The organism is Candidatus Eisenbacteria bacterium, from assembly GCA_020847735.1.
GTDB lineage: Bacteria > Eisenbacteria > RBG-16-71-46 > RBG-16-71-46 > RBG-16-71-46 > CAIXRL01.
In genome coordinates this window covers 92,647-103,922 of record JADLBL010000011.1, presented here as the reverse complement: position 1 = coordinate 103,922, position 11,276 = coordinate 92,647, and the positions used below count along the sequence as shown (strand labels likewise).

Sequence of the window (11,276 nt, the reverse complement as noted above, 5' to 3'; positions counted from 1 at the left end):
GCGCGTACCCCTTGTTCGCCAGCACCATCGTGATCGCCGCCGTCAGCGTCGTCTTGCCGTGGTCCACGTGCCCGATCGTGCCCACGTTCACGTGCGGCTTCGTCCGTTCGAATTTCGCCTTGGCCATCTCGGCAGACTCCTGTGTTCTGTACGGTGGTTGCGATCACCGCCCGCGTCCCGCGGGCAATTGGATTCTCGTTGCTTCGGGAGCGACGCCCCGCGGGGCGCTACCCGACGTACCTGCCTGCCCAACCCGCCCGAAACACCGCCGGCCTACCCGACCCAGCGCCGGTGCTTCGGGTGGAGCCCACGATCGGAATCGAACCGATGACCTTCTCCTTACCATGGAGATGCTCTACCGACTGAGCTACGTGGGCGCGTGACAACCGCGTCCCTCCACACGGACGGCACGGCGAGGTGTTGAATCGCGGCAGGCAGAAGTACCGACCAGTAGGGAGGGTGTGCTCGCGCGGGGTGTCCTCGGCGAGAAGACACACCACCCCGATACGACCTCCGGCTCGCGGAAGTCGTCGGGGCGTTGCACGAACTGCGTAATCTAGTGAGCCTCGCGCCGGGGTGTCAACGCCAAACTTCGAAAAAAGCGGGGGTTGCGCCGTCGGGTCCGGTCGCAGGGGCGCCGCCGGGCTCCCGCCTGGGCGCCGATCCGGCCTTCCCGCGGCTGACGCAAGGAATGCGTCAGATTTTCAGTCCTGAAAGACCGGACGACTCAGGAACCATGCGCGCGCGGGCCGGCGCGAACCCTGCTCGGGGCGGGGAAAGTTGGAGCGGGAAACGGGATTCGAACCCGCGACCCTCGGCTTGGAAGGCCGATGCTCTAGCCGCTGAGCTATTCCCGCTCAACTCATTCGCGGGCTTCGATATGGTGGAGGGGGAAGGATTCGAACCTTCGAAGGCATAAGCCGGCAGATTTACAGTCTGCTCCCTTTGGCCGCTCGGGCACCCCTCCGCATCACCACATGCGTCCGCCCGGGCGGATCCAGCCCGCGGCGGGCCCAACTGCTCTCGGCCTGCCGGCGGCCGCGCGACCCCGGATCAGGGCCGACAGGCAAGACAGAGCTGGCGAAGGGACTCGAACCCCCAACCACCTCATTACAAATGAGATGCTCTACCGATTGAGCTACGCCAGCACGCGCCCGGAAGCGAGGAAAAGCGCACGGGAAGATAGTCAGCGCTTCGGGGCAGTGTCAAGGACCGCAAGACCCACGCGGCGTCCCCCCTCGCTCACAAGCCGGGCACAACCCAGGGGTGAAGGCGAGGTCCGGAATTCGAAGAGGCAGCCGGTGGGCGAGACTCGCTCGCCTCCGACTGCCTCTTCCCGATGGAACAGGGAGCGACCGGGAATAACTCCTCCGTTCCAACGGCTTCGTTGACCGGGCGTATTCGTTTTTTTTGTTGCCGCTACGAACTTCTACTCACCACTGTGCTTCGCCAACCATTTCCTGGGCGACCATCCCCCTTCTTGGACGTTCCGGCCATTCGCCGCGCGTTCGCGCGGGCTTCCGGTCCGGATGACCGATTTGGGTACGAGCCCGGGCGCTCCGGCGCCCTCGCGACTACAGCTGAAACCGGTGGGGCCTGGTTGACCGCGCGGGCTGGAGGTGCTGACCCCACGCGGTCCGCCAAGCCTGGAACCCCACTCCCCCAGCGAGGTCCCTGCAACTGCCGAAGCAACTCTGCAAGCGAAGGGATGCTGCTTGAATCCCCGTATCCGCGTATCTCCTTCAGCACCTCGCGTGCCACTCAGGGAGTACGCGGACAGGAAGGGGGCCGTGTCCGCCGAAGTCCTTGCGTCGCATCGGCCTTTGGACACGCCACTGGCCAGACCTGTCGAACGCGAATGGCGCCGCGTCCATGGGCTGTCACCTGCTCCGAGGTGACAGCGCCGCACGATCGCGCGCACCGGGGCCGCGATTGACGCTACCAGAACAGGTGTTACCGCCTGGGTAACACTTCATGGCCCGGGTAACACGTCGTGCGGCTCCGGCATCGCCGCAAACTCAACAGGACCCGCCCGAGGAGGGCGGGTCCTGCGTGCGTGCGGGCCCAGGGGGGCGTCGGCGCTAGAGCTCGATTCGAAGTCGCTTGATCCGCGCGTACAGGGTCTTGCGGCTGACTCCCAGAAGGCCGGCGAGACGGCTCTTGTTGCCGTGAGCCTGCTTCCAGGCCGCGAGGATCGCTTCTCGTTCGGCGCTCGCGCGCTCGACGGTGCGCTCGCTTCTTGCGATGACCTGCGCATCGTCGGCGAGGAACGGAAGCACGTCTGAGGCGGTCACTCGTGCATCGGTCGCGCACAGGGCCGCGATACGCTTCATCACGTTCTCGAGCTCGCGCACGTTGCCCGGCCAGCCGAACGAAGCGAGCACCCCCTCGGCATCCGGCGCGAGGTGAGGCGCGCCGATTCCGCCGTAGAAGGACAGGAAGTGGCGGGCGAGCGGCAGGACATCCTCGGCACGCTCGCGCAGCGCCGGGAGTCGGATCTCGATCTCGTTCAGGCGGAACAACAGGTCCCGCCGGAAGTGCTTCTCGCCATCGTTGCCACGCAGCTCGCGATTCGTCGCGGCAATGATGCGCACTTCCGCACGGCGCGCCTGCGTCTCGCCGAGGCGCAGGTACTCGCCGCTTTCGAGGAAGCGAAGCAGCGTCACCTGGACGTCGTGCGGCAGCTCGCCGACCTCGTCCAGGAACAAGGTGCCGCCGTTGGCCGCCTCGACCAGCCCCACGCCCTCGGCGTGAGCGCCGGTGAACGCGCCCTTGCGGTGCCCGAAGAGCTGCGAGAGTGCGAGGTCGGCGCGCAGGGCGCCGCAGTTGACCGCCAGGAACGGCCTGCCCGCGCGTTGCGAAAGGGAATGGATGGTGCGCGCGACGAGTTCCTTGCCGGTTCCCGTCTCGCCGGTGATGAGCACCGACAGGTCGGTCACGGCGGCGCGCCGCGCCAGAGCCTCGACCTGGCGCATGGCATGGGAGCAGGCGACCAGACCCGGGGCCCTGTGCCGGCGGCCCAGGACCGTGTCCACGCGCGCGGCCGCGGCGGCCGACGGGCCATGCGACGCAGGCTCGATCAGCCTTTGCAGCTCGTCCTCGGCCTGCGCGAGCCAGTACGCGCTTCCGACCTCGGCGAACAGAGCGCAGGCGCGGAACAGGTGGACGCGCCGGGAGCGGGAGTCCGCCGAATGCCGGCCAAGGAGAAGGCAGGTACGGGCCAGTTCGAAGCGCTCGCGGCAGTCCTGGAGCAGGCTCTTCGCCGACTCGAGGTGCGAGCACGCATCCGCGACCCGGCCGCGTGCGAGCGCGATTTCGCCCGCCACGCGATGGGTCGCGGCGTATTCGAAGCGATCGTCGGTCAGGCGCGCCAGCCGGCGCGACCGGCCGCAGGCTTCGTCGGCCTCATCGAGCCGGCCGAGAACACGCAGGGCCTCGGCGCGGCGACGTTCGAGCTCGACCACCAGGTCACCCTCGGGGGCCGTACGCGCCGCGAGCGCGAGCGCCTCCTGGTAACGCGCGAGCGCCCGCTCGGGACGGTCGCGGTCGTAGTCCAGTTCGCCCAGGAACTCGAGGGCCAGCACCTCCTCGCGCCGGGCGCTCAATCGCCGCGCGCGCTCGAGCGCCGCCAGCAGGTGCGACTCGGCGTCCGGAAAGCGGCGCTGCAGCCGCGCGACGTTGCCGAGCCCGATGGCGACCCGCGCGAGCCGCAGGTCCTCGCCGATCCGCAGCAGGACCTGCTCGCACTCACGGTAGGTGTCGGCGGCGCGCTGCCAGTCGCCCATCTTCTGCTGGACGATGCCCAGATTCATGAGCGGATTGGCGGTGTCGGCGAAGTGACCGCTGCGCTCGTAGACCTCGAGCGCCGAGCGGAAGTGCGCGATCGCGCCGTCCCACTCGCAGAGATTCTTGTGGATCAGTCCGAGATTGTTGCGCGCACGCGCGGCGCTCAACTCGTCCCCGAGCCGACGGTAGAGCGCGATGGCCTGCTCCGTGTGGTCGCGGGCGATCGCCAGCTCGCCGGCGCGATACGCCGCGACTCCGAGCCAGGTGAGCGCGTTGGCCGAGAGCGCGAGGTCGGCGATCGAGTCGGCGAGCTTCAATCCGCGTTCCGCGGAAGCCCGCGCATCCTCGATCCGCCCGAGGTCGAGGCACGCCCGGGCACAGAGCAGGTGCAAACGCGAGCAAAGCGCCGGGGAATCGTAGGAAGCCTCGTCGGCCAGCAACTCGCGGCACTGCGCGAGGGCCGCGGGGCTGTCCCCGCGCGCGAGGCGGCAGGCGACGGCCCTGCTTTCGAGGGCCGCTCGGCGCGTGCGCGACAGAGTCCGAGCCGCCGGCAGGGAAAGCAGGCAGTCAATGGTCTCCAGCGCGGGCAGGTAGTGATCCGCCTGGATATAGAGGTCGGCGAGCAACTCGAGATCGGCCAGGCTCGGCTCCGCGCCGGGCGCGGAGCCGACCGCCAGCCGTTCTTCGAGGTGCGCGATATCGTTCCGGTCAACCATCGGCACACCGAACTCCGGACGTACGACGAGTGCCGGGCTGTTCGTGACCCTCGTTCCGCCCGGTTCAGAAGCGGAGGTAGAAGGTCTTGAGCACGCCCAGCGCGATGCGAATCCTCAACTTCCAGGCGGGGGCCAGGCCCGACTCCGCGGCGTCACCCACGCCGGAGGAGCCGATGGTCCCGTAGTACGTGCCGCCTCCCAACTGGAGGTTGGCCTTGCCGGACCCGGACGGAGAATCGGGATCACCCGTTCCCTGCGGGTCTGGAGGGCCGCTGCCATCGCTCGGGTTGTTGCCGATGACGCCGTCGCTGCCCCTGTCGGCAAGTCCGACGGCGGGCACGAGGACAACACCCGCGACGCTCAGCACGATCGCCAGGATGAGGATCCACCACCGATTCGACTTGAATCGACGCATCAAACCAGTCCTCTGTTCCCGATCTGCTTGCTGGAATGCGACCTGCGAAAGAACACCCGAGCCTGCAGAGGGTCGGGACGCGCGGAGTTGGATACGGGGTGAACTCCCACGCGAAACCGACGGCCTGCAATCGCCCGGGTCTGAAAGAAGGCTAGCGCCGGGCAATTGGCGCAGGCAAGCGAAATGTTCGGCGGCCGTCAGGCCTTTCGGGCCGCCGGGTGCTCCGGGGCCCGAAGCTCGGGCCCGGACTACTTCCGCTTCAGCTTCTGGCCCTGGGGCCCGTCCTCGACGAGCGCCCCCAGGCCCGCCAGCCGGTCACGCAGCTCGTCGGACAGCTTCCAGTCCCTGGCTTTCCGGGCCGAGGCCCGGGCCTCGAGCAACTCGAGAATCTCGGCCGACCACTCGGGGCCCGCCGGCTCCTTCCAGAAGAGCCCGAGGATTCCGCCCAGCTCGCGGAGCTTTCGGGCCGCCTGGATCGCGTCCGACCCCACCCCTTCGTCGAGGGCGCGGTTGACGGCCCGGGCGAGGTCGAACAGGTGTCCGAGCGCCTGGGCGGTGTTGAAATCGTCCTCCATGGCGGCATGGAACAGCCGTTCGGCTTCCGCGACCGCCTGCCCGAGTTCCCCGCCGGGAGCCGGACCCTCCGCGACCCGCCAGGCGCCCGCCCGCTCGAGCGGCGTGCGCAGGCGCTGGTAGGCCACGGCCGCCTCGGCGAGTCGCTCGAGGCTGAACTCGATCGGGCTCCGGTAGTGGGTCGAGAGCAGGTAGAAGCGCGTGACCTCGGGATCCGACCGGGAGGCGATGTCCTCGATGAAGAAGAAGTTGCCCTCGCTCTTCGACATCTTGGCGCCCGACAGGTTCACCAGGCCGTTCTCGGTCCAGAAGTTGGCCATGGGCTTGCCCGTGCACGCCTCGCTCTGGGCGATTTCGTTCTCGTGGTGCGGAAAGATCAGGTCCTGCCCGCCGCCGTGCAGGTCAATGGTTTCGCCGAGGTGCTTGCGGACCATCGCCGAGCACTCGATGTGCCACCCGGGCCTGCCGGGCCCCCACGGGCTTTCCCATGCGGGCTCGCCGGGTTTGGCGCCCTTCCAGAGCGCGAAGTCCAGCGGGTCGCGCTTCGCCTCGCCCGGCTCGATGCGATAGCCCTCGCGAAGGTCGTCCACCCGGCGGCCCGAGAGCTTGCCGTAGTCGGACTTGCGGCGGACGTCGAAGTAGACGTCCCCTCCGGCGGCGTAGGCGTAGCCTTTCTCGATCAGCGTCGCGATCATCGCCTGCATCTCGCCGATGTGCTGCGTCGCGCGCGGATAGACGGTCGCCCGCTTGATGTTGTGCAGGTCGGCGTACTTGAGGTAGGCCTCGATGTTGCGCTCGCTCACGACCGCGTACTCGAGGCCTTCGGCGTTCGCCTTCTCGATGATCTTGTCGTCCACGTCGGTGAAGTTGTAGGCGTAGTCCACCTCGTAACCGAGGTGCTCGAAGTACCGGCGCATGATTTCGGCCGAGAGCGAGGCGCGAATGTGCCCGACGTGCGGCTTGTTCTGCACCGTCATGCCGCAGACGTACATGCGCACCCGCCCCGGCGTCACCGGGACGAACTCGCGCTTGTCGCGTTTCAGCGTGTCGTAGACGCGAAGCGGCACCGCGATTCTCCTTGGGCTGGGGGAATCATCCCTGGCCAACGGGCGCGGGCCCGGCGGAGGGAAGTTGCGCGGCCAGTTTGAGCTGGGGGTCGCCCGCCGCGCGCAGGCCCGCTTCGTGCAGCCGGGCGAGGGCGATGCGCCGGCCTTCGCGCGCGACGGTCGCCGCCGCGGCTCCGGGCAGCGCCCGTCCGGCGAGGCGCACGAAGGCGCCGTCCACGCCGAGCCGCTCGATGCCCACGACCTTCACCGGCTCGAGCAGGTGCGGCGCGAGCGTCGGGTCGGCGTTCAACTCGTCGGCGATGGCCGTGGCCACCTCGAGCACCCGCCCCAGGTCCTGGTTGACCGCGAGCGGCAGGTCCACGAGCGCCAGGTGCCAGCCCCGGCTGCTGTTCACGACGATCTTCATCTCGCCGTTCGGCACGAACAGCAACCGGCCCTGCCAGTCCCGCAGCCGCGTCGAGCGCAGCGTCACGGCTTCGACGGTGGCGGCCTGGCCGTTCACCTCGACCGTGTCGCCGACCGAGTACTGGTCGTCCACCAGGATGAACACTCCGGCGATGACATCCCTCACCATGGTCTGCGCGCCGAACGCGAGCGCGGCGCCGAGAACGCTGGCGCCGACGAGCAGCGGCCGCAGGTCCCAGCCCAGCACTTCGAGCAGGTGGAAGAACACGCCCAGCCCGACGATCGTGGTGACGAGGTGGCGTCCCGACTGCGCCAGCGTGTGCGCGCGCTGCACGGCGTGGTCGTTGCCGTGCGTCGAGCGCAGGATCCAGCGCTCGCTCCGGCGCACGATCAGGAAGCCGAGCCGCTGCAGCAGCCAGCCCGCCGCCAGCGTGACCGCGACCGCCACGATGACGCGCACGACGAGGCTCGTCTCGGCCGGCAGCCAGGAAGTGGTCAGATCTCGAAGCATGGGTTCCGAAATGGACGCGCGGGCCGCGCGGGAACGGCGATCCCGAGCGGCCCGCGCCGGCTCAGCAGAGGCCTTCGACCGTCTTTCGGTCGAGGCGCTTCACGATCGCCACCAGCAACCGGACCGTCATGTCGAAGTCGCGGCGGTCAATGATGCTGTTGTGGCTGTGGATGTAGCGTGCGGCGATGCCCATGGCGAGGCTGGGTACGCCCTCGCCCGAAAGGTGGAAACGTCCCGCGTCGGTGCCGCCGCGCTCGACGCTCTCGAACTGCAACGGAATGCGCAGCTTCGCGGCGGTCTCGATGACCAGGTCGCGCAGCTTGCGGTTCGGGATCACCGACGCGTCGTAGATCACGACCAGCGGGCCGCCGCCGAGCTTCTCGTCGCCTTCGGTGCCCGGCGTGTCGTGCGCGATGCCGGAGTCGAGCGCGATGGCCACGTCCGGCTTCACCTTGAACGCGGAGGTCTGCGCCCCGCGCAACCCGACCTCCTCCTGCACCGTGGCGACCGCGAACAGGGTGTTCGGGTGCTTCTGGCCCTTGAGCGCCAGCGCCACTTCGGCGGCGAGCGCGCAGCCGAGCCGGTTGTCCCACGCCTTGGCGAGCAGCAGGTTCGGGTTCGCCATCACCTGGAACGACGAGTCGGGCAGGATCGGGTCCCCGGGCCGGATGTCGAGCTTCTTCTTCACGTCCCAGTCGCCGGTCGCGCCGACGTCAATGAACATGTCCTTCAGCTCCAGCACCTTCTTGCGATCCTCGTCGCGCAGCTCGTGCGGCGGCTTGCAGCCGACGACGCCCAGCACCGGGCCCTTGCGCGTCTGGATCACCAGTCGCTGGCCCAGCACCACGTGGCCCCACCAGCCGCCGAGCCCGAGAAAGCGGACGTAGCCTTCCTTGGTCACCGACTTGACGAGGAAGCCGACTTCGTCGAGGTGGCCGCCCAGCATCACCCGCGGACCCTTCGGGTCGCCGACCTTCTCGCAGATGAAACTGCCGAGCCGGTCCTTCGAGATCGCGCCCACGCCCTTCAGCGCCCGGCTCATGACCTCGAAGACGTCGCCTTCGAATCCCGGCGCGCCGTTCGCTTCGACCAGGTCCTTCAGGAACTGCTGGGTGCGGTCCATTCGATTCCCCGTGGGTGGAACGGTCAGCCTCGCTGTTCGACGTGCCGGGCGCGTGCGTCGGCGAGCGCCAGGTCGAGAACGCGGGCCACCAGTTGATCGTAGGACATGCCCTTCGCCGCCGCGGCCATCGGCACGAGGCTGGTCGGGGTCATGCCCGGGAGCGTGTTCACCTCGAGCACGTAGGGTTCGTCGTCTTCGGTGAGCCGGATGTCCACGCGCGAGACGCCGCTGCAGTCGAGCGACTGCGCCGCTTCGAGCCCGAGCTCGCGGACGTGCCGGGCCAGTTCGATGGACAACTTCGCGGGGCAGGTGTAGACGCTCGCGCCCCGGGTGTACTTGGCCGCGTAGTCGTAGAAGCCGCTGTGCGGCTCGATCTCGACCACCGGGTAGGCCATCTCGCCGATGATCGTCACGGTCAGCTCGCGGCCCTCGATGTACTGCTCGACCAGGACTTGGGTGTCGTACTCGGCGGCCTTCTGGATCGCGGGCTGCAGCTCGGACGGGTGCCGCACGATCGTCAGGCCGTAGGTCGAGCCTTCGCTGTTCGGCTTGACAACCAGCGGGTAGCCGCCGAGCAGCTTGACGTCGAGCGCCCGGCCCGAGACACCGGCTTCGATGAGCATCCAGTGCGGAGTCGGGATCGCCTCGCGCTCGAAGACGCGCTTGGACATCGCCTTGTCCATCGCGATGGCGCTCGCCAGCACGCCCGAGCCCGTGTAGACCTTGTCGGCCAGCTCGAGCGCGGCCTGCACGGTGCCGTCCTCACCGTACCGCCCGTGCAGCGCGAGGTAGACGACGTCGGCATCGCGCACCGGCCCCGTCTGCAGCGCGTCGAGCATCGCCGCCCGTGGCAGCGAGCGGACGGCGTCGAGCGTGCGGGCCGCTTCCTCCTCCTGTCCGGCCGGCAGCACGGCGCCGTCGGCGGCGTCCACCGACGTGACCTCGTGCCCGAGGTTGCGCAGCGCCTGCGCGCAGCCGCGCCCGGTGCGCAGCGAGATCTCCCGCTCGGACGACCTTCCGCCCATCAGGACGGCGATTCTCATGGCTTCCTCCGAAGCGTCACGCGGGACCTTCCGCGCGACGGGCCGCGTCGTGCAGCCTCTCGATGCAGCGATCCTTGCCCAGCAACTCGGCGAGCAGCGGCAGCTCGGGGCCGTGCGTCCGGCCCGAAAGCGCGGCGCGCACCGGCATGAAGAGGTCACGGCCCTTGCGCCCCTGCCGCTTCCCGGACACTTGGACGGCGGATTTAAAGGCTTCCCCGCTCCATTCGGCAAGTCCGGCGGCCTCCCGCGCGAGGTCACCACAGAGTGCCGGCGCGCCCGGCGCGGCCAGGGCGGCTTCGGCCTCGGCCTCGAAGCGCAGGGCTCCCCCCGTCAGGACCTCGAGCTCGCCCGGCAGGTCCGCCAGGGTCGAAACGTTGCCCCGCACCCCCTCGAGCAGCCTTTCCACCGTGACCGCCGGCAGATCCGCCGTCAGCCGGCCGGCCGCCGCGCGCCAGTCGGCGTCCGGCTCCGTTCCCGGTCCGGGCCCCGCGGCGAGCCAGGCCGCGAGCTGCGCGCCGCTCGCGTGATGCAGGAAATGGCGGTTCACCCACGCCAGCTTGGCGGCGTCGAACACCGAGCCACTCTGGCCGAGCCGTTCGAGCGTGAAGGCGGCCAGCAGCTCCTCGCGCGACAGGATCTCGCGGTCGTCGCCCGGGTGAAAGCCGAGCAGGGCGAGATAGCTGAGCAGCGCCTCCGGCACGTAGCCCGCGCGCCGCCAGTCGCCGACGGCGACCGCCGCTTCGCCCGCGCGCTTGCTCATCTTGGTGCGGTCCCGGTTCAGGATGAGGGCGAGGTGCGCGAAGCGCGGCGGCGTCCCGCCGAGCGCCTCGTAGAGCATGAGCTGTCGCGGGGTGTTCGCCAGGTGCTCCTCGGCGCGCAGCACGTGGCTGATGCGCATGGCCGCGTCGTCCACCACGCAGGCGAAGTTGTAGGTCGGAAGCCCGCTCGAGCGGAGCAGCACGAAGTCGCCCACCATGCCGGCCGGGAACGTGACCGTGCCGCGCACCGCGTCCTCGAGCGTCCAGTCGCGATCCGGAACCCGGAAGCGCACGCTGGCCGGCTCGCCGGCCGCGGCGCGGCTCGCCGACTCGCCGGCCGCGAGCGAGCGGCAGCGCCCGTCGTAGTGCGGCGGCCGCCCGGCGGCGAGCGCCTCGTTGCGTCGCCGTTCCAGGTCCTCGTCGGTGCAGAAGCAGCGGTAGGCCCGCCTGGACGCCAGCAGCCGGTCGGCCTGCTCACGGTAAAGCGCCAGCCGCTCGCTCTGGCGGTACGGGCCGTACGGGCCGCCCCCGTCGGGCCCTTCGTCCCACGCCAGTCCCAGCCAGCGCAGGTCGTCGAGCACGCCGCGCTCGCTCTCGCCGCTCGAGCGTTCGGCGTCGGTGTCCTCGACGCGGATCACGAACCGGCCGCCGTGCTGGCGGGCGAACAGCCAGTTGAAGTACGCGGTGCGCGCCCCTCCGACGTGCAGCCAGCCGGTGGGGCTCGGCGCGAAGCGCACGCGAACGGCGGTCGGCATGGGTTCGGCGCTCACGTTGTTCCGTCTCGGTCCCGGGTGTGGAATCGAAGTCAGCGGGGCCGGCGCGCGGCGCGCCGGCGGCCGGGCATCATTGCAGGGGCGAAGCGTCCGGGCAACGCGGCCG

The 11,276-nt window shown here is 69.6% G+C and carries 8 protein-coding genes and 4 tRNA genes; all 12 read right to left on the bottom strand.

Features of this window, described 5'->3' with window-relative positions:
* Positions 1-127: elongation factor Tu (gene tuf, locus IT347_05180; GenBank protein ID MCC6348970.1), on the bottom strand; the 127-nt coding region annotated here is incomplete at its 3' end.
* A 174-nt stretch (positions 128-301) separates the two neighbouring features.
* Positions 302-377: transfer RNA gene (locus IT347_05175), tRNA-Thr, on the bottom strand.
* A 404-nt stretch (positions 378-781) separates the two neighbouring features.
* A tRNA-Gly gene (locus tag IT347_05170) sits at positions 782-857 on the bottom strand.
* A gap of 24 nt (positions 858-881) precedes the next feature.
* Positions 882-967, bottom strand: a tRNA-Tyr gene (locus tag IT347_05165).
* Positions 968-1,075: 108 nt separating this feature from the next.
* Positions 1,076-1,148, bottom strand: a tRNA-Thr gene (locus IT347_05160).
* A 933-nt stretch (positions 1,149-2,081) separates the two neighbouring features.
* Positions 2,082-4,502 carry a sigma 54-interacting transcriptional regulator gene (locus IT347_05155; protein ID MCC6348969.1) on the bottom strand — a complete coding sequence of 807 codons (2,421 nt, stop codon included), beginning with the start codon at positions 4,500-4,502 and terminating at the stop codon, positions 2,082-2,084.
* A 64-nt stretch (positions 4,503-4,566) separates the two neighbouring features.
* Positions 4,567-4,917, bottom strand: a complete 351-nt coding sequence (locus IT347_05150) for a hypothetical protein (GenBank protein MCC6348968.1) — start codon at positions 4,915-4,917, stop codon at positions 4,567-4,569.
* 248 nt (positions 4,918-5,165) lie between these two features.
* Positions 5,166-6,557: a cysteine--tRNA ligase gene (locus IT347_05145; protein MCC6348967.1), complete on the bottom strand. Its 1,392-nt coding sequence runs from the start codon at positions 6,555-6,557 to the stop codon at positions 5,166-5,168.
* 25 nt (positions 6,558-6,582) lie between these two features.
* The gene (locus IT347_05140; GenBank protein ID MCC6348966.1) at positions 6,583-7,473 is read right to left on the bottom strand and encodes a mechanosensitive ion channel family protein; all 891 of its coding nucleotides are present in this window, start codon (positions 7,471-7,473) and stop codon (positions 6,583-6,585) included.
* Positions 7,474-7,534: 61 nt separating this feature from the next.
* The gene (locus IT347_05135; GenBank protein MCC6348965.1) at positions 7,535-8,596 is read right to left on the bottom strand and encodes a M42 family metallopeptidase; all 1,062 of its coding nucleotides are present in this window, start codon (positions 8,594-8,596) and stop codon (positions 7,535-7,537) included.
* A gap of 23 nt (positions 8,597-8,619) precedes the next feature.
* Positions 8,620-9,639: a D-alanine--D-alanine ligase gene (locus IT347_05130; GenBank protein ID MCC6348964.1), complete on the bottom strand. Its 1,020-nt coding sequence runs from the start codon at positions 9,637-9,639 to the stop codon at positions 8,620-8,622.
* Between the two features lie 16 nt (positions 9,640-9,655).
* Complete coding sequence (locus tag IT347_05125) at positions 9,656-11,152, bottom strand: glutamate--tRNA ligase (GenBank protein ID MCC6348963.1); 1,497 nt, start codon at positions 11,150-11,152, stop codon at positions 9,656-9,658.
* Positions 11,153-11,276 lie beyond the last annotated feature (124 nt).

Coding starts and splice junctions, on each gene's coding strand:
- IT347_05150 (MCC6348968.1), bottom strand. CDS start 4,917: ATGCGTCGATTCAAGTCGAATCGGTGGTGGATCCTCATCCTGGCGATC.
- IT347_05125 (MCC6348963.1), bottom strand. CDS start 11,152: ATGCCGACCGCCGTTCGCGTGCGCTTCGCGCCGAGCCCCACCGGCTGG.
- IT347_05140 (MCC6348966.1), bottom strand. CDS start 7,473: ATGCTTCGAGATCTGACCACTTCCTGGCTGCCGGCCGAGACGAGCCTC.
- IT347_05130 (MCC6348964.1), bottom strand. CDS start 9,639: ATGAGAATCGCCGTCCTGATGGGCGGAAGGTCGTCCGAGCGGGAGATC.
- IT347_05135 (MCC6348965.1), bottom strand. CDS start 8,596: ATGGACCGCACCCAGCAGTTCCTGAAGGACCTGGTCGAAGCGAACGGC.
- IT347_05155 (MCC6348969.1), bottom strand. CDS start 4,502: ATGGTTGACCGGAACGATATCGCGCACCTCGAAGAACGGCTGGCGGTC.